The 16,626-nt window shown below is 68.5% G+C and carries 16 protein-coding genes and 1 pseudogene; 11 read left to right on the forward strand and 6 right to left on the reverse strand.

Features of this window, described 5'->3' with window-relative positions; genetic code table 11:
- Positions 1–165 precede the first annotated feature (165 nt).
- Both A8M77_RS03570 and A8M77_RS03575 read right to left on the reverse strand, forming a co-directional pair.
- The gene (locus A8M77_RS03570) at positions 166–687 is read right to left on the reverse strand and encodes a nucleoside deaminase (RefSeq protein ID WP_086920161.1); all 522 of its coding nucleotides are present in this window, start codon (positions 685–687) and stop codon (positions 166–168) included.
- Positions 684–1,718 carry an ABC transporter substrate-binding protein gene (locus A8M77_RS03575; protein ID WP_086920162.1) on the reverse strand — a complete coding sequence of 345 codons (1,035 nt, stop codon included), beginning with the start codon at positions 1,716–1,718 and terminating at the stop codon, positions 684–686. Before A8M77_RS03575 ends, A8M77_RS03570 begins: the two co-directional genes overlap by 4 nt.
- Positions 1,719–2,020: 302 nt before the next feature.
- Here A8M77_RS03575 and A8M77_RS03580 point away from each other — a divergent pair, with 302 nt between their 5' ends.
- The 4 genes from A8M77_RS03580 to A8M77_RS03595 all read left to right on the forward strand — a co-directional run bounded on the left by A8M77_RS03580 (position 2,021) and on the right by A8M77_RS03595 (position 5,668).
- On the forward strand, positions 2,021–3,097 hold the full coding sequence (locus A8M77_RS03580; protein ID WP_086920163.1) for an aromatic ring-hydroxylating dioxygenase subunit alpha: 1,077 nt from the start codon (positions 2,021–2,023) through the stop codon (positions 3,095–3,097).
- A gap of 130 nt (positions 3,098–3,227) precedes the next feature.
- The gene (locus A8M77_RS03585; protein WP_192871541.1) at positions 3,228–3,650 is read left to right on the forward strand and encodes a tripartite tricarboxylate transporter TctB family protein; all 423 of its coding nucleotides are present in this window, start codon (positions 3,228–3,230) and stop codon (positions 3,648–3,650) included.
- Complete coding sequence (locus A8M77_RS03590; RefSeq protein ID WP_086920164.1) at positions 3,650–5,155, forward strand: tripartite tricarboxylate transporter permease; 1,506 nt, start codon at positions 3,650–3,652, stop codon at positions 5,153–5,155. The genes A8M77_RS03585 and A8M77_RS03590 overlap by 1 nt, the downstream gene beginning before the upstream one ends.
- A 120-nt stretch (positions 5,156–5,275) precedes the next feature.
- A complete protein-coding gene (locus tag A8M77_RS03595; protein WP_086920165.1) occupies positions 5,276–5,668 on the forward strand; it encodes an OsmC family protein in 393 nt (130 codons plus the stop codon).
- Between the two features lie 19 nt (positions 5,669–5,687).
- Here the strand turns inward: A8M77_RS03595 and A8M77_RS03600 are convergent, their stop codons facing one another.
- Positions 5,688–7,574 carry a hypothetical protein gene (locus tag A8M77_RS03600; protein WP_086920166.1) on the reverse strand — a complete coding sequence of 629 codons (1,887 nt, stop codon included), beginning with the start codon at positions 7,572–7,574 and terminating at the stop codon, positions 5,688–5,690.
- A 102-nt stretch (positions 7,575–7,676) separates the two neighbouring features.
- On the opposite strand from A8M77_RS03600, the gene A8M77_RS03605 reads away from it, so the two are divergent.
- A complete protein-coding gene (locus A8M77_RS03605) occupies positions 7,677–8,468 on the forward strand; it encodes an SDR family NAD(P)-dependent oxidoreductase (protein WP_086920167.1) in 792 nt (263 codons plus the stop codon).
- A gap of 95 nt (positions 8,469–8,563) precedes the next feature.
- On the opposite strand, the pseudogene A8M77_RS03610 reads toward A8M77_RS03605, so the two are convergent.
- Positions 8,564–8,935, reverse strand: a pseudogene (locus A8M77_RS03610) (glycosyltransferase); the annotation flags it as partial.
- The gene (locus tag A8M77_RS03615; protein WP_086920169.1) at positions 8,929–11,337 is read right to left on the reverse strand and encodes a catalase; all 2,409 of its coding nucleotides are present in this window, start codon (positions 11,335–11,337) and stop codon (positions 8,929–8,931) included. The pseudogene A8M77_RS03610 and the gene A8M77_RS03615, both read right to left, overlap by 7 nt.
- 279 nt (positions 11,338–11,616) lie before the next feature.
- Between A8M77_RS03615 and A8M77_RS37170 the strand changes: the two genes are divergently transcribed.
- From A8M77_RS37170 to A8M77_RS03640, 6 genes are all read left to right on the forward strand, one after another.
- Positions 11,617–11,748 (forward strand): hypothetical protein, encoded by a 132-nt coding sequence (locus tag A8M77_RS37170; RefSeq protein ID WP_272947418.1) that lies wholly within the window; start codon positions 11,617–11,619, stop codon positions 11,746–11,748.
- A gap of 100 nt (positions 11,749–11,848) precedes the next feature.
- A complete protein-coding gene (locus A8M77_RS36720) occupies positions 11,849–11,986 on the forward strand; it encodes a hypothetical protein (RefSeq protein ID WP_238136699.1) in 138 nt (45 codons plus the stop codon).
- Positions 11,987–12,139: 153 nt separating this feature from the next.
- Positions 12,140–12,820 carry a response regulator transcription factor gene (locus tag A8M77_RS03625; RefSeq protein WP_086920170.1) on the forward strand — a complete coding sequence of 227 codons (681 nt, stop codon included), beginning with the start codon at positions 12,140–12,142 and terminating at the stop codon, positions 12,818–12,820.
- Positions 12,807–14,210: a sensor histidine kinase gene (locus tag A8M77_RS03630; RefSeq protein WP_086920171.1), complete on the forward strand. Its 1,404-nt coding sequence runs from the start codon at positions 12,807–12,809 to the stop codon at positions 14,208–14,210. Before A8M77_RS03625 ends, A8M77_RS03630 begins: the two co-directional genes overlap by 14 nt.
- A 138-nt stretch (positions 14,211–14,348) precedes the next feature.
- A complete protein-coding gene (locus A8M77_RS03635) occupies positions 14,349–15,068 on the forward strand; it encodes a TerC family protein (protein ID WP_086920172.1) in 720 nt (239 codons plus the stop codon).
- Between the two features lie 4 nt (positions 15,069–15,072).
- The gene (locus A8M77_RS03640; protein ID WP_086920173.1) at positions 15,073–15,516 is read left to right on the forward strand and encodes a universal stress protein; all 444 of its coding nucleotides are present in this window, start codon (positions 15,073–15,075) and stop codon (positions 15,514–15,516) included.
- Between the two features lie 15 nt (positions 15,517–15,531).
- Here the strand turns inward: A8M77_RS03640 and A8M77_RS03645 are convergent, their stop codons facing one another.
- On the reverse strand, positions 15,532–16,566 hold the full coding sequence (locus A8M77_RS03645) for an RNA methyltransferase (protein WP_086920217.1): 1,035 nt from the start codon (positions 16,564–16,566) through the stop codon (positions 15,532–15,534).
- Between the last annotated feature and the right edge of the window lie 60 nt (positions 16,567–16,626).

Here is a 16,626-nt window from a genome sequence, read left to right on the forward strand (position 1 = left end):
TGGAAAACTCAGCGAACAAGTCGAAAGAGCGTTGTCCCGCAAGGGCTCGCACAAGGTTGCTCAACGAATTGGCAGAGGGGCGAACGGCGGATGCACCGGCAAAGTGCCTTTTTCCACCGCGGACGCCGGGATGTGGAAAAAAGCTTTAACCGGATGTGACAGGCCCTAGCTTTTCCAGGCCCCGACATGCGCCGCGCTGGCCTCGTCGAGGAGCGCCGGTCCGATGCACTCAATGGGATGCGGCGAGGCCTCGAACACATCGCGGCAGGACAGCATCGCATCGCGCTGCTCGGCCCGCTCGCCCCGGAACACGCGCAGGCGCTCGGCGTCGATGCCGAACACCACGCGGCCGATGTTCGCCCAGAAGATCGCGCCGGCGCACATCACGCAGGGCTCGGCCGACGAATAGAGCGTGGCGCTGGCCAGCGCTTCGCGCGAGAGCTTGCGCTCGGCCAGCATGCGCACCGCGTTGGTCTCGGCGTGGCCGGTCACGTCGCCGGTCTCCGCGGTGTTGCAGTAGGCCTCGGCAAGCACCTCGCCGTCGGCCGACACGATCACCGCGCCGAAGGGCCGGTTGCCGCGCCGGCGCGCCGCATGCGACCAGACGATGGCCTTGCGCAGGTAGCGCCCGTCGCGCTCGTCGAGTGGTGTCTCCGCTGGAACAGTAGACAAAAGCTGCGTATTCATGCCTTGATGCTACGTTCTCCGCGCGAAGGCAGCATCGAGCCGTTGAAGAGGGCGTCGGCCGAGGGCTTGCGCTTGAGGCCGAAGACTTCGGCCACTTCGTCCACCTGCTGCTCCAGCGTGAACTTGCGGATGTCGCCGAGGCCGTGCCCGGCGGTATCGCCCGCACCCACGTACTGCGCCGTGATGGCCCAGCGCTCGCGCTCCACCTTCTCGTCGAGGATGGGCTCGCGCTGGCGCATCGCCGCGATGCCGGGGCCGGGGTCGGCGAAGGTCTCGACGATGGCGCGGTTGGTGGCCCGCAGGAAGGCGGCCACCGCCTTCGGGTTCTGCGCGACCAGGTGGCTGCTCGCGAGGATCGCGTTGCCGTAGAGGTTCACGCCCGCATCGGAATACTTGAGCACCGAGAGTTCGTCGGACTTCATGCGCGCGAACAGCGAGATCGCCGAGTCGTGGAAGTAGGTCGCCGCATCGACGTCGCCGCGCACCATCACGTTGTCGCGCGCACTGAAGTCGGTCGTCTGCCATTGGAAGGCGTCGCTCTTCATGCCCTGCTTGCGTGCCACCATCGGCCAGGCGCGCCGGGTCGATTCGACTGCGGCGGCCGCCACCTTCTTGCCCTGCAGGCTCCTGAAGTCCGTGGTGATGCCACGGTCCTTGCGGCCGATGATCGCGAAGGGTGCGCGGTTGTAGTACTGGTAGACCGCCTGCACCACAGGGGTGCCTGCACCTTGCGCGTTGAACTCGATCAGCGAGCTGATGTCGCCCAATCCCATCTGGTAGACGCCGCTGGCGATGCGGGTGATGGACGCGACCGAGCCGGCGCCCGTGTCGATCGAGACGTCCAGGCCCTCGTCGCGGTAGTAGCCCTTGCTCTCGGCCAGGAAGAAGGGCGCGGTCTGTCCGTTGATGCGGAAGTCGAGCGTGAACTTGAGCGGCGTCGGCTTGCCGCTGCCGCCCTGCGCAAAGAGGCTGGGGGCGGCCAGGGTGGCGGCGCCTGCGGTTGCGGCGCGGATGAAGGAACGGCGTTGCATGGGGTCTCTCCTGGAAATCGTGGGTCCTGAACGCCCGGGCCTCGCGGCCGGGCACCTCAAGAGCAATTTCCGGGCGGGCGCACGAATCGGGTGCGTGCGCTGCTGAACGCTTCTACTCTCGGTGCCTTCGATGCAGGAGGTATGCCAGCACCCCGCCTGCGGTCCGGCGCGCAACACGGGCGCGCAAATTGCATTGCCGGTCGCGCAGAGTAGAAGCGTTCAGCCGCGGCCCGGTTCGGCCCACGGTGGGAAATTGCTCTTTCATGGTCGTCCCACGCAACCGAAGAAGGAGTGCTTTCCCCATGCTCGTCACCCAGCAGCCCGTGTTCCGCAAGTTCTGGCATGCCGTCATGCCGCTGTCCCATCTGCAGCAGGGGCCCCGGCCCTTCACGCTGCTGGGCGAGAACATCGTTCTCTTCCTCGACGCCGATGGGCAGCCCGCGGCGCTGCGCGACCGCTGCTGCCACCGCACCGCGAAGCTGTCCAAGGGCTGGTGCGTGGATGCCGAAGGCCGGGCCTGCGGGCAGGGCGCGATCCAGTGCGGTTATCACGGCTGGACCTACGACCGCGGCGGCCGGGTCATCCGCATCCCGCAGTACGAGCCCGAGCGGCCGATCTCGCCCGAGTACCGCACCACCGCCTACCGCTGCACCGCGCGCTACGGCTATGCCTGGGTGGCGCTGGAGGAGCCGGTGGCGGAGATTCCACCGATCCCCGAGTTCGAGGCCGCGGGCTGGCGCACCATCTTCCAGTTCCACGAGGAATGGCAGACCAGCCCCCTGCGCGCGCTGGAGAACTCCTTCGACAACTCGCATTTCAGCTTCGTGCACCGCGCCACCTTCGGCGTGGCCGCGAGCCCCAGGCCGAGCCGGTACGAACTCATCGAGAACGACAACGGCTTCCACGCCGAAACGGTGATCGAGGCCCTCAACCCGCCGCAGTTCCATGCGATCAGCGGCGTGAAGGATGCCGTCACCACGCGGCACATGCGCAACGCCTACTTCCTGCCCTTCTCGCGCCGGCTGGACATCGAGTACCCCTCGGGCATCCGCCACGTCATCATCAACTGCTTCACCCCCATCGACGATGGCCGCATGCAGCTGTGCCAATGGCTGTTCCGCAACGACAGCGAGGCCGACTGCCCGGCGCAGATGCTCATCGACTTCGACGACCAGATCACGCGCGAGGACAAGGACATCCTCGAATCCACCGACCCCGATGCGCTGGTCGACACGCGCCGGCGCGGCGTCGAGTACTCGATGGAGTCGGACCGCCCCGGCATGCTGATCCGCAAGCACCTGATGCAGCTGCTGGCCCGGCACGGCGAGTCCGAAGTGCACCGGGGCATGGCCGCGGTGCCGCAGCCGCGGGCCGCCTGAGCGCGCCCAGGGCTGGGGGCGGGCCGGCAGCGGACCGGTACGTGTTTCCCCTCACGGGCCGGTCAGATTCCGATCAGTGACGCGGCGGGAGCATCGCCCCCGCCCTCATGACTCGGAGACAAGTGTCCGTATGAACGACAGAAATCTTGCCAGGGGCCTGTTCCTCGTGGCGATCTCGCTGGCCTTCGGCCTGCAATCCCTGCGCTACACGATCGGCGACTTCAGCCACGCCGGGCCCGGGTTGTTTCCGGCCCTGGTGAGCGCCCTCCTGTTCCTCATCGGTGTCGTGACGCTGATCCGTTCACGCCTGGTCGAGCGGGTGCGGCTGGACCTCAACCTGAAGAACATCGCCATCATCATCGCCAGCCTCTGCGGCTTCGCGCTGATCTCGGAGCACCTCAACATGATCGCGGGCATCGTGTTCATGGTGTTCTGCTCGACGCTGGCCGGCACCTCCTACTCGTGGATGCGCAACCTCAAGATCGCCGCCGGCCTGGTCGCCATGGCGCTGCTCCTTCAGAAACTGCTCGGCCTGAACCTGCCGCTCTACTGATGGACGTCCTGCACAACCTGGCGTTCGGCTTCTCGCACGCCCTGACCATCCAGAACCTGATGTTCTGTGCCCTCGGCTGCGTGGTGGGCACGCTGGTCGGCCTGCTGCCCGGCCTGGGCCCGTTGGCCACCATCAGCCTGCTGCTGCCGCTGACCTACTCCATCCCCACGGGCGGCGCGCTCATCATGCTGGCCGGCATCTACTACGGCGCACAGTACGGCGACAGCGTGAGCGCCATCACGATGAAGATCCCGCATGCGAGCAGCATCGTGGCCTGCATCGACGGCTACCAGATGACGCTGAAGGGCAAGACCGGCCTGGCCCTCTTCACCGCCGGCGTCTCCAGCTTCATCGGCGGCACCATCGCCATCGTCGTGCTCTCGTGGCTGGCGCCGGTGCTGGGCGAAGTGGCCTTCCTGTTCGGCCCCGCGGACTACTGCGCCATGATGATGGTCGGCTTCGTGTGCGTGAGCTTCGTCACCACCGGCAGCCTGCTCAACGGCCTGGCCATGTGCCTGATCGGCGTGCTGCTCGGGCAGATCGGCACCGACGTCAACAGCGGCGTGCAGCGCTTCACCATGGACCTGCCCTTCCTGGTGGACGGCGTCGGCATCGTGAGCATCGCGCTGGGCTGCTTCGGCATCGCCGAGATCACGAAGAACCTCGACGCCCGCGAGGAGCGCTCGCCCTTCAACGGCAAGATCCACCTCATGCCGACCTGGGCGGAGTTCAAGCGCATCCTCCCCAGCGCGCTGCGCGGCGGCGCGATCGGCTCCTTCCTGGGCATCCTGCCCGGCGGCGGCCCGACCATCGCCCAGTTCGCGGCCTACGCGATCGACAAGAAGGTCAGCAAGTACAGGCACGAGATCGGCACGGGCTGCATCGAGGGCGTGGCCGGCCAGGCCGCGGCCGACGAGGCCGCCGCGCGCACCAGCTTCATTCCGCTGATGAGCATCGGCATCCCCGAGAACGCGGTGATGGCCCTGATGCTGGCAGCCTTCATCATCAAGGGCATCCAGCCCGGGCCGAACATGATCGCCAGCCACCCCGACCTGTTCTGGGGCCTGGTCGCGAGCATGTGGGTGGGCAACGTCTTCCTGCTGGTGCTGAACGTGCCGCTGGTGCGCTACTGGCTGTCGGTGTTCAAGATTCCGTACAGCGTGCTGTTCCCGTCGATCCTGTTCTTCTGCTGCATCGGCACCTACAGCGTGAACAACAGCCTCGAGGACATCTTCATCACCGCGGCCTTCGGCTTCGTCGGCTACATGTTCATGCGGCTGGAGATGGACGCCGCGCCGCTGATGCTCGGATTCATCCTCGGGCCGATGCTGGAGGAGAACTTCCGCCGCGCGCTGCTGCTGAGCCGTGGCAGCTTCGGCATCTTCTTCACGCGGCCGATCAGCGGCGCGCTGCTCGGCCTGATCGCCGTCTTCGTCGCGTGGCAGCTCTTCGCGTTCGTGCGCCAGGCGCGCAGGAAGAGCGCGCTGCAGCGGCAGGGCACCTAGCGTCCGCGGTGTGAATAGCGGGGGGGCGAGGCCCGGTGGGCGCTACCATCGAGTCGCCCGATCCCGGCCGGCGGCCATGACGGCGCCGGCCGGGCCGCATTCATCCCACAAGGACATCCCATGAGCATCACCGTTCGCCGCGACGGCACCACCGGCACCCGCCACATCCTCAAGGTCCGCGGCCACGAGATCGCCGTCGACACCGCCGCCGAGGGCCACGACGCCGGCCCCAGCCCACACGACCTCTACGACTCCGCGCTGGCCGCCTGCAAGGCCCTCACGGTGCTGGTCTATGCGCAGCACAAGGGCATTCCGGTGGAGGAGATCGAGGTGGTGGTGAACCGCGACGACAGCCAGGAGCGCCAGGGGCTCTACAAGCTGGACTCGACGCTCCACGTCACCGGCGCGCTCAGCGAGGAGCAGAAGGCGGCGCTGCTGCGCGTGGCAGGAAAGTGCCCGCTGCACCGGCTGATGACCGAGGTGAAGACGGAGATCGAGACGCGTCTGGTCTGAGCGGGGCAGGGTGAGTCGTTCAGGGCACGTTCGACGTGTTGATCTGGAACGGCCGTCCCTCCATCTTGAAGCCGCCCCCGAATTCGATGCCGATGCCGCCGGTGGGTTGCACCGGGCAGCCGCGCGGCGGCTGGCAGGCCCATTGGGCCCCGCGGTCGGCGAAGATCACCGTGCCGTAGCGGTAGTTGAGCACCGAGCGCCCGGCGTAGTCGGCCACGCTCAGCGTCATGCCGACGTTGGCGAAGTTGTCGATGTCCTCCGCCGCGATCGGGTCGACCAGCCGGCTGTCCTGCAGGGTGCGCACCACGCGGCCGCCGCGCCCGTCGGGCGAGAAGCGCACCCACTGGATCTTGCGTTCGCCGCGCGAGGTCACGATCACCTGGCCGTCGAGCGGATCACCCTGGATCGATGGATCGGGCTCGCCCTTCGAACTCGCGAGCGAGGTCGGGTTGCGGCCGACTGCGACCTTGCCCAGCGCCACGATGCCATCCGGCGTGAACGATCGCGGCTCGGCGCCGGGCGCGTAGCCGCCCAGGCCGAAGATGTGGAGCGAGCCTTCCTCCGTGGCGATCCAGGCCTGCGCGTTCTTCGTCTGCATGATGGTGGTCTTCACCGCGGTGGGCCGTGCGTCGAAGGCGACGGTCTTGACCACCACCGGCCGCGCATGCGGCCTGAAGCCGAAGCCGTGCGGCCACTGGCGCTCGTCCTGCCCCACCGGGCCGAGGCGCTCGACCTGGTCGCTGAAGTACACGTCGTTGATGTAGCCGAAGAGGGGCTCCAGGTCGATGAAGGCCGCCTTGCGCTCCGACTTGGACACCACCACCGCCACGCCGCCCTTGGCATAGCGTCGGAAGTTGTCGCCGTAGCGCAGGAAGGTGCGCCAGTGCCGGGCGAGCGGCGAATTCGCCTGTCCCATGAAGAGCCCGCCGCCCAGCACCGTGTTGAAGGGGTGCATGCCGGTGGTCACCGCGATCTCGGTGGGCGCCTTCATGTCCTCGGGCAGGTCCACGTAGCCCAGTACCTTCATGAAGGCGATGTTGCCCATGTTCGGCAGGCCGGGGTACACGCCTTGCCATTCGTTCCACCACTCGTAGTAGGGCCCTTCGAGTTGGCAGCCGTCGCACAGGCCGGCCAATGCGACCACCGCCACCTGGCCCTTGAGCGCGGCCGTGTCCCACACGGTCACGAAGGCGAACTCGCTGTTGGCCGTCATCGCGACCGCGGTCGGTACCTTGTTCGGCGCGAGCCGCGCGGTCGCCTGGTTGTGAGCGGTGTTGCTGCCGGTGGTGGCGAGCAGGCCGTTCTGGAAGGCGATGACCGAGGTCGGGCAGTAGCCCGGCGGTCCGCTGCAGCGCCCCGCCGCGACCGGGCGCGCGCTGCCGTCGGTGGGCAGCAGCCTGGCCGAGCGGTACTTCACCACGTTGATGCTGTCCAGCCCGCCACCGCCGTGCTGCCATGGCAGCTGCGGCTTCTGCGCATAGGTATTGGCCTCGAAGGCCGAGGCCTGCAGGTCGCCCACGCCGGCGCGCTGTGCCGGGTCGTCGGCCACGAAGACCACGCTGGACTGGTTGGTCGAGTAGGCGAAGTCGACCTCCCTGCGCGGCCCGCCCACTTGCCAGGAGGTGCGGCAGTTGTTCGGGCTCTCGCAGCGCGCGAACTGGTCCTGCCGCTCGAACAGCGTGGGCCGCTTTGCGTCGGCCGCCGCATCGCGCGGGGATTCCGGGCCGTAGCGGTAGGCGATGCCCCGTTCTTCGCCGAGTACCTTGGCGATGGCGCGGTAGGCATCCGGAACGATCTTGCCCGCGCGATCCACCACTTCGGTCACTTGTGCGATGCCGGGTTGCGCGAGCAGCAGCAGGAGAGGTGCGGCCAGCGCAGCCAGGGAGGCGGGGCGGTGGAGATTCATCCTGTGCATTCTCGATCCCTCGATCCCGAGACTGGCAATGGCCATGGATCTGTGAAAGGATTTCGGGCTTTTCGACCTCACCGACAGGAAAGGGCGTTCACCATGGACCTCAAGCTCAAGGGCAAGCTCGCACTCGTCTCCGGCAGCACCGCCGGCATCGGCCATGCCATCGCGGCCGCGCTCGCCGCCGAAGGCGCGCGCGTGATCGTGAACGGCCGCAAGCAGGCCGCGGTCGACCAGGCCGTCGCCGCCATCCGTGCGGGCGAGGGCGGGGCCGTGCTGGGCTTTGCCGGCGACCTGGGCACGGCCGAGGCGGCCGAGGCGCTGGTCGCGAAGCACCCGGGCATCGAGATCCTCGTCAACAACCTCGGCATCTTCGAGCCGAAGCCCTTCGAGGACATCCCCGACGCGGACTGGACGCGCTTCTTCGACGTCAACGTGCTGAGCGGCGTGCGCCTCGCGCGTCTCGTCCTGCCGGCCATGAAGCGCGCCGACTGGGGCCGCATCATCTTCGTCTCCAGCGAGAGCGCGCTCCAGATCCCGGCCGAGATGATCCACTACGGCATGACCAAGACCGCGCAGATCGCCGTCGCGCGCGGCCTGGCCGAGTCGCTGGCAGGCACCGGCATCACCGTCAACAGCGTGCTGCCCGGGCCCACGAAGTCGCGCGGCGTGGGCGATTTCGTCGATGCCCTGGCCAAGGCCGACGGCAAGTCTTTCGAGGACTACGAGAAGGAGTTCTTCGAGAAGGTCCGTCCGACTTCGCTGATCAAGCGCTTCGAAGCGCCGGAGGAGATCGCGAGCCTGGTGGCCTACGTGGCGAGCCCGCTGTCCTCGGGCACGACCGGCGCGGCGCTACGCGTCGATGGCGGGTGCACCAAGAGCGCCTTCTAGGGGCAGGCTCGCTCAGCGCGACGCCAGCCGACTGATCGGGCGCCGCGGCAGGAGCCGACGTCGAGCGCCTGCGCCGCGATCAGCAGATCGGCGCTTCATGCGGGCACGGCCTGCGGCAATGCCATGCCGAGTGCGACGGCTGCCAGCAGGGCATCGCCGAACCCACCCTGGGCGCGGGCATCCCGGCGCGCGCTGGTGACGACCCGGGGCTTCGCGCTCCACGCAATGCGTGCGCCCGTGCTGGCCAATGCCTCGACGAGGGCCACGTCTTCGTGACGCGCCACCTCGCTGAAGCCGCCCGCACGCACGTAGGCATCCCCGGCGACGCCCAGGTTGGCCCCATGGATGTGGCGGTGGTCGTCCCGGTCGCAATAGGTGCGCAGGAAACGCGCTTCAACAAATTCGGCGTGCCCCACGTGGTGCGACCAGTCCTCGACGCCGACGCTTCCGCACACGGCATCTAGACCGCGGGCGGATCGGTCTCGCGCTCAGGATGGCGATGTCGTCCGAGGGCCTCGATGAAGGCGACCACCAGCGATGCGGCGTCGGGACCTCCGCCGCGCAGAACGCCCGGGTCGGTTTCGCCCGAAGGCAGGGAAGGCGGGATGCCGGCCTTGTCGAGCAGCTGCTGGCCGGCCCCGAGTGCAAGGATGGTCTTGCCATGGCGGTACTGGTCCTTCACGAACTCGGCCGTGTGGCCATCGCGGGCCAGCAGGTCGATGGCCGCGGCCCCGTCCGGCAGGACCAGCCCGTCGAACAGGAAACCCGGCTCGTTCTCCATCGATGCATCGGCTTCGAGGGTCGTCCCACTCGCGGTGACGAAGGGGCCGATCCGCGGGCCCACGAGGCGCCCGATCGCGCCGTCTTCGAGCAGCGCGGCCTGCAAGGCCTCGACCGCATCGCCGTCGATGCCATCCGCCACCAGGATCGCCACCTTGCGCGTGCGCACCGACCCATCGCCCGGCCGCGCCGTGAGCGACAGCGCCGGCGACTGGCGCACCTCGGGCTCCGCCGGCGTCGCCAGCGCCTTCGGCAAGGGGGCCGGGAGTTCCATGCCCAGGCCGTCGGCCACCTTCTGCGCCAGCGTGGTCGACACGTTGACCAGGCTCGCGACCATGCGCTCGCGGATCGCGGGCACCGTGCACTTGGACAGCTCGAAGCGGAACGCGGCCGCGATGTGCGCCTGCTCGACCGGCGTCTGGCTCTCGTAGAAGAGGGTGGCCTGCGTGTAGTGGTCGGCGAATTTCTCCGGCTTGCCGCGCACCTTGTCGGTCTCCACGCGCTGCGGAAAGGTCACGAAGCCCGCCGCCGCGCCCGCCTGGAACGGGCAGCCGCCGCCCAGCGAGTTCGGCTCATAGGCCACGCGCCCGCGATGGATCGCCTGGCGGTGCATGCCGTCGCGCTGGTTGTTGTGCACCTGGGCGATGGGCGCGTTGATCGGGATCTCGTGGAAGTTCGGTCCGCCCAGGCGCGTGATCTGCGTATCCACGTACGAATGGATGCGGCCCGCCAGCAGCGGATCGTTGGTGAAGTCGATGCCCGGCACCACGTGCGCGGTGCAGTACGCGACCTGCTCCGTCTCGGCGAAGAAGTTGTCGGGATTGCGGTTGAGCACCATCCGGCCCACCACCTGGAGGGGCACCAGTTCCTCGGGCACGATCTTCGTCGCGTCCAGCACGTCGAAGCTGAAGCGCTCGGCCTCTTCCTCCGTGAAGATCTGCAGCGCCAGCTCCCACTCCGGAAACTCGCCGGCCTCGATCGCTTCCCACAGGTCCCGGCGGTGGTAGTCCGGGTCCGCGCCGGAGATCTTCACCGCCTCGTCCCACACCAGCGAGTGGGTGCCGAGCTTCGGCAGCCAGTGGAACTTGCAGAACACCGATTCCCCGTCGGCATTGACCAGCCGGAAGGTGTGCACGCCGAAGCCCTGCATCATCCGGAAGCTGCGCGGGATCGCCCGGTCCGACATGGCCCACATCAGCATGTGGGTCGACTCGGGCATGAGGCTGGCGAAGTCCCAGAAGGTGTCATGCGCGCTGGCCGCCTGCGGCATGCCGTGATGCGGCTCGGGCTTCACCGCGTGGACCAGGTCGGGGAACTTCATCGCATCCTGGATGAAGAACACCGGCATGTTGTTGCCCACCAGGTCCCAGTTGCCTTCGTCCGTGTAGAACTTGACGGCGAAGCCGCGCACGTCGCGCGCCGTGTCCTTGGAGCCGCGCTCGCCGGCCACCGTCGAGAAGCGCACGAACACCGGCGTGATCTTGCCTGCCTCGCGCAGCGGCGCCGCCTTGGTCAGCTGCGGGATGCCGTCGTAGCACTCGAAATAGCCGTGCGCCGCCGAGCCGCGGGCATGCACGATCCGCTCCGGGATGCGCTCGTGGTCGAAGTGCGTGATCTTCTCGCGCAGGATGAAGTCCTCGAGCAGCGCCGGGCCACGCAGGCCGGCCTTGAGCGAGTTCTGGTTGTCGGCGATCGGCACGCCCTGGTTCGTGGTCAGCCGCTGCCCCCCCGAATCGACGCGCACGCGGTCCAGCGACTCGATGGTCGCGTTCAGGCCGAACACGGCGAGGCTGCCGACCTTCTCCGAGCTCACTTCTTCGGACAGGGTGCTGCCCGTGGCGCTCGGCGTGGCCGGCTCGGTCGTCGGTCCCGCCGGCGGGTTCAGGGCGTTGTCGTGCCCGTGCTCCTGGCCCTTGATGGCGTTGTGCGGCATCGCCGCCGCGAGCTGCTGGACCTGGGCGGCCTTCTGCGACGGTGCGTCGCCCGCCGCGGGATCCGGCAGGTGGGCAGGTGCGCTGTCGGTGTTGCGGGAGGCCGTCGCTGCGGCGGTCTGGGCGGCAGGCTGGCGGGGGGGAGGGGTTTGCGGCATCGATGGGTTCCGTGGGTGTGAATGAGTGCGCCAGGCGCGGGAGAGTCGCAATGAAGCTACGCGACGTGGCCGGGTGACTCGTCATCCGGCACGGTGTCGCCACGTAGGCGGGGGCCCTGGCGAGCGATGGCCCGCGGGACGGCCCCCTACAGCGGTCATCGCGCCGCGCCGACGCGGAGCGGAAGATGCACTCCATAAGGTGCGCCCGACTGTCTCGTTGTCCATCCTTGGCCCCGGCGCGGTGGCGCGCGCGCTGCGGCCCTTCGAGATGGTGCTGACATGAGCCTGCCACAGGCCGACTATTTCGCCGGCCTCTATGGCGAGAGCGATGACCCCCACGGGGCCCGGACCCGCTGGTATGAACAGCGCAAATCCGCGTTGCGGATGGCCGCGCTGCCGCAGCGGCGCTAGCGCCGCGCATACGAGCCGGGTTGCGGCGTGGGTGTGCTGACCCTACGCGGGCGACGGAACCCTGGTCGCGTGCCCCTGGCTGCCGGCCTCCGAGGAGCGCGTGCTGTCCACGCGGCACGTGCATGACATGCTCGCCGGGCTGCGCATTCCGCGCGTGCGGCACGAGGAGGACGACTTCCTCCTGGAAATCTGGTCGCGGGACGGACACTCCGTGGCGCAGCGGGAAGGCATCCGGTGAGTGCGATTGCCGACCAACTTCCAATGGCCGGCCTTCCTCGCCTCGGTCGTGGCCGCATCGGCCCTGCCTGAGGCCGTACAGCACGGGGAGCAGGAGAACGTGCCCCGGGGACTTGCGGTTAGCATCGCCACGGGACACACGCCAGGGAATTCAATGCGGATACTGCTTGTCGAGGATGACCGGGTACTGGCCGATGCGCTCTCGCGCACGCTGGTGCAGTCCGCCCATGCCGTCGACGTCGTCTCCACCGGCGAGGAGGCCGACCATGCCCTCGCCCCCGGCATCTACGACCTCGCCATCCTCGACATCGGCCTGCCGGGCCTGAGCGGCCTGGACGTGCTCAAGCGGGTGAGGGCGCGCAAGTCCACGATGCCCGTGCTGATGCTCACTGCCTTCGACACCCTGGCCGACCGCGTCCGCGGCCTCGACCTGGGCGCCGACGACTACCTGGCCAAGCCCTTCGACCTGCCCGAGCTGGAAGCGCGCGTGCGCGCGCTGCTGCGCCGCAGTACCCAGTCCACGCCCGACCTCGAGCACGGCCAGCTGCGCTTCGACACCGTCGGCCGCCGCGTCTTCCACGACAAGCGGCCGCTGGACCTGTCGCCGCGCGAACTGGCCCTGCTGGAGCTGCTGCTGATGCGCGCGGGCCGCGTCGTCAGCAAGGAGCAGCTGGTCAACCACCTCTACGGCTGGGGCGAGGAGGTCGGCGACAACGCGATCGAGGTCAACGTCTACCGGCTGCGCAAGAAACTGGAGCCGCTCGGCTGCGAGATCCGCACCGTGCGCGGCATGGGCTACCTGATCGACAGCAGCGATAGCGATGCGCAAGGCTGAGCCCCGGCTGCAGCGCAAGCTGCTGGCCTGGCTGCTCGGACCGCTCGCCGTGCTGCTGGTGCTCGACACTGCCTTCGCCTACTGGAACTCGCTGCGCTTCGCCAACCTCGCCTACGACCGCGCGCTGCACGAGATCGGCCGCGAGATCGCGCTGCACGTGAAGCTCGACGGCACGCAGCCCCGGCTCGAGCTCTCGGAGACCGCGGCCAACATCCTCCTGCTGGACCCCGAAGACCAACTCTTCTACCGCGTCGTCGGCGAGGACGGCACCAGCCTGGGCGGCGATGCGCACCTGCCCGTGCCGCGCAACGGAAAGCCCGCCTCGCCCGACTTCTACGGTGACGCGGTGCGCGGCGAGCGGGTGCGGATGATGGTCGCCTGGATGCCCGTCGGCCCCGACGCCGGGCCGCCACAGGTCCTGGTGCAGCTCGCCGAAACCCTCCACAAGCGGGAGCGCCTCACCTGGGAGATGGTTGCCAACGTGGTGCTGCCGCAGCTGCTGCTGATCGTCATGGCGACCGCGGTGGTCTGGTTCGGCGTCTCGCGGGGGCTCGAGCCGCTGCAGCGGCTGCGGCGCGCGGTGTCCAACCGCTCGCACCTGGACCTGAGCCCGATCGACACCCACGACGTGCCGGGCGAGGTGCGGCCGCTGGTGGACGACGTCAACGAGCTGATGGCGCGGCTCGGCCGCAGCTTCGACTTCCAGAACCGCTTCGTCGCCGATGCGGCCCATCAGCTCAAGACCCCCGTGAGCGGCCTCAAGGCCCAGATCGAGCTCGCACTGCGCGAGAACGATCTCGAGCGCGTGCGCCATTCGCTGGCCCAGCTCTACATCAGCGCCGACCGGCTTTCGCGGCTGGTGCGCCAGCTGCTGTCGCTGGCCCGCAACGAGCCTGGCGCGCTCGATTCGATGCAGCTGCAGCCGCTGGACCTCAACGCCCACGCGCTGGAGGTGAGCATGGAATGGGTGCCGCAGGCCATCAAGCGCGACATCGACCTGGGCTTCGAGGGCACCGAGCACCCGCTGATGATCGATGCAGACCACGACCGCCTGCGCGAACTGGTCAACAACCTGATCGACAACGCCATCCGCTACAGCCACCCGGGCGGCCGTGTGACCGTGCAGACCAGCCGGATCGGCGACGACCAGTGCCGCCTTGCCATCAACGACGACGGCCCCCGTATCCCCGTGCAGGACCGTGCCCGCATCTTCGAGCGCTTCCACCGGCTGCTGGGCACGCAGGAAGACGGCAGCGGCCTCGGCCTGGCCATCGTCAGCGAGATCGCCACGCTGCACGGCGCGCGCATCACGCTGGAAGAAGACATCGACGGCGTGGGCAACACTTTCAGCGTGTTTTTCCCATTGCGCGTAGACGGGCGTCCGGTGTAGAGGAGCGGCCGTTTGGTCAGGTTGCTGACAGCTTGCGGACATGCGGCTGTCAGCCAGCCGGCAGAAAGGTGACAGGCCAGGTCTCTAACCTCGGGATGACGGAACCGCGGTGGTTCCGATTCATTTTCAGGAGACACCGTGTCGTTCTTGTCGAGCCCCGATTTCTGGATCGCCCTGTCGCAGATCATCCTCATCAACATCGTCCTGAGCGGCGACAACGCGGTCGTCATCGCGATGGCCTCGCGCTCGCTGCCGCCCGCGCAGCAGAAGAAGGCCATCATCTTCGGGAGCGTCGGCGCGATCGTGCTGCGCGTCGTCCTGACCTTCTTCGCCGTCTACCTGCTCACGCTGCCGTACCTCAAGCTGGTCGGCGCCGCACTGCTGTTCTGGATCGGCATCGGCCTGCTCAAGGGCGAGGACGACGAGGGTGAGCTCGAAGGCCACTCGGGTCTGGCTGCCGCCATCAAGACCATCGTTCTGGCCGACCTGGTGATGAGCCTGGACAACGTCGTCGGCGTCGCCGCCGCCGCCAAGGGCAATGTGCCGCTGCTGGTCTTCGGCCTGGTCATCAGCATCCCGCTGATCATCTTCGGCAGCACGCTCATCCTGAAGCTGATGGACCGCTTCCCGATCATCATCGTGCTCGGTGCCGCCCTGCTCGGCTGGGTGGCCGGCGAGATGGCGGTGTCCGATCCGGCGATCGCCGGCTTCATGGCCGACTACCACACGCTGCACACGGTCGTGCCCGCCATCGGTGCCGCTGCCGTGGTCGCCGTCGGCAAGTGGCTCAGCAGCCGCCGCCCGCCGCGCGAAGAGGCACCGGCCGCGGCCAGTCCCACGGCGGTCGAGGGCAGGTAATCGCATGACGCGCATCCTGGTACCCATCGATCCGGCCGAGCCTGCCCGCACGCGCTCGGCGATCGAGGAGGTCGTGCGCATGCGCCGCAACGATCGGGTGAGCATCCGTCTGCTGCGGGTGGTACCCAAGGTCTCGGGGCATGTCGCCATGCTTTTCGGCAAGCAGGAACTGCTCGAGCTTCAACTCGACGCAGGCGCCGAAGAACTCGAATACGCACGCAGCCTGCTCGACCTGGCCGGCGTTCCCTGCACCTGCACGGTGCTGGTGGGGCGCACGGCCGAGACCATCGCCACCGCGGCCCGCGACTACGGTTGCGACCGCATCGTCTTCGGCCGCGACGAGCCCGGCCTCGCCGGAAAGATCTTCGGCTCGCTGGCGCAGCAGGTGAGGCATCACCTGGGGGCCAGCGGGAACGATGGGCGGATGCCGCAGGTCATCGGGTCCTGAGGCGCCGGCCGCGGGCTAGGGCCGTTCGCCGGCCCTGTGAAGCGTCACCTGCACCTCGCCCACCCGCGCGCGCAACTGGCCACAGCCGCCATCGACGTCCTGGCCGGCCGAATTGCGCAGCTTCGTCAGGATGCCCCGTTCGTGCAGCGTGCGGGCGATCAGCTTGCAGCGCTCCCACGATGGGCGGCTGAACCCCACGCCGTCCACCGCGTTGAACGGGATCATGTTCAGCACCCCGTATTTGCCCGAGAGCAGCCGGACGATGCCCTCGATCTCCTCGCTCCCGTCGTTCACGCCTTCCAGCAGTGTCCACTGGTACTGGATCGGATAGCCGGTGGCCCGCGCATAGCGCTCCCCCGCATCCACCAGTTCCTCGGGCGTCATGGCCGGCGCGCGGGGCAGGAGCTCCTTGCGCAGCGCGGCCCGGGTCGTGTGCAGCGAAAGCGCCAGCGCGGGCTTCACGCGCCCCTGCGGCAGGCGCTCGAACACGCGCGGATCGCCCACCGTGGAGAACACCAGGTTCTTGTGGCCGATGTTGCCCACCGTGCCGAGCAGCTCGATCGCGTCCATCACGTTGTCCAGGTTGTGGGCCGGCTCGCCCATGCCCATGAACACGACCCTGCGCACCGGCCGGCGCGTGCGCGCCAGGGCGACCTGGGCAATGATCTCGGCGCTGCCCACCTGGCGCAGCAGGCCGCCCTGGCCGGTCATGCAGAAGCGGCATCCGACGGCGCATCCGACCTGCGACGAGACGCACAGGCCGTCCCGGGGCAGCAGCACGCTCTCCACCGTCTGACCGTCCGCCAGCGCGACGAGCAGCCGTTCGGCCCCGTCAGCGCCGGGATGGATGGTATGAATGCGCGCCAGCCCTGCGAGCTCGGCTTCGATGGACGGCAGCGCCGCCATCAGCGACGAGGGAAAAAAGCTCTTCGGGCGGCGCTTGCCGCTGTCCCGGGGCAGCGCATGGGACCACAGGCGCAGGATGCGCTGCTCGTGGCTGGGGCCTGCGCCGGCTTCCCGCAGGCGCTGTTTCAGGTCGTGGATTCGCATGGACTGCCGGGGCGGAAAGCGATTGTTGTAACTGCAGCAAAAGCGCATTGTGCGTCGCCT

The organism is Variovorax sp. JS1663 (assembly GCF_002157355.1).
GTDB lineage: Bacteria > Pseudomonadota > Gammaproteobacteria > Burkholderiales > Burkholderiaceae_C > Variovorax.

Excerpts from the sequence above, each read along its gene's own strand:
- A8M77_RS03570 (WP_086920161.1), bottom strand. The coding sequence starts at position 687 with ATGAATACGCAGCTTTTGTCTACTGTTCCAGCGGAGACACCACTCGAC.
- A8M77_RS03590 (WP_086920164.1), top strand. The coding sequence starts at position 3,650 with ATGGACGTCCTGCACAACCTGGCGTTCGGCTTCTCGCACGCCCTGACC.
- A8M77_RS03585 (WP_192871541.1), top strand. The coding sequence starts at position 3,228 with ATGAACGACAGAAATCTTGCCAGGGGCCTGTTCCTCGTGGCGATCTCG.
- A8M77_RS03645 (WP_086920217.1), bottom strand. The coding sequence starts at position 16,566 with ATGCGAATCCACGACCTGAAACAGCGCCTGCGGGAAGCCGGCGCAGGC.
- A8M77_RS03615 (WP_086920169.1), bottom strand. The coding sequence starts at position 11,337 with ATGCCGCAAACCCCTCCCCCCCGCCAGCCTGCCGCCCAGACCGCCGCA.
- A8M77_RS03595 (WP_086920165.1), top strand. The coding sequence starts at position 5,276 with ATGAGCATCACCGTTCGCCGCGACGGCACCACCGGCACCCGCCACATC.
- A8M77_RS03630 (WP_086920171.1), top strand. The coding sequence starts at position 12,807 with ATGCGCAAGGCTGAGCCCCGGCTGCAGCGCAAGCTGCTGGCCTGGCTG.
- A8M77_RS03640 (WP_086920173.1), top strand. The coding sequence starts at position 15,073 with ATGACGCGCATCCTGGTACCCATCGATCCGGCCGAGCCTGCCCGCACG.
- A8M77_RS03575 (WP_086920162.1), bottom strand. The coding sequence starts at position 1,718 with ATGCAACGCCGTTCCTTCATCCGCGCCGCAACCGCAGGCGCCGCCACC.
- A8M77_RS03605 (WP_086920167.1), top strand. The coding sequence starts at position 7,677 with ATGGACCTCAAGCTCAAGGGCAAGCTCGCACTCGTCTCCGGCAGCACC.
- A8M77_RS03625 (WP_086920170.1), top strand. The coding sequence starts at position 12,140 with ATGCGGATACTGCTTGTCGAGGATGACCGGGTACTGGCCGATGCGCTC.
- A8M77_RS03600 (WP_086920166.1), bottom strand. The coding sequence starts at position 7,574 with ATGAATCTCCACCGCCCCGCCTCCCTGGCTGCGCTGGCCGCACCTCTC.
- A8M77_RS37170 (WP_272947418.1), top strand. The coding sequence starts at position 11,617 with ATGAGCCTGCCACAGGCCGACTATTTCGCCGGCCTCTATGGCGAGAGC.
- A8M77_RS03580 (WP_086920163.1), top strand. The coding sequence starts at position 2,021 with ATGCTCGTCACCCAGCAGCCCGTGTTCCGCAAGTTCTGGCATGCCGTC.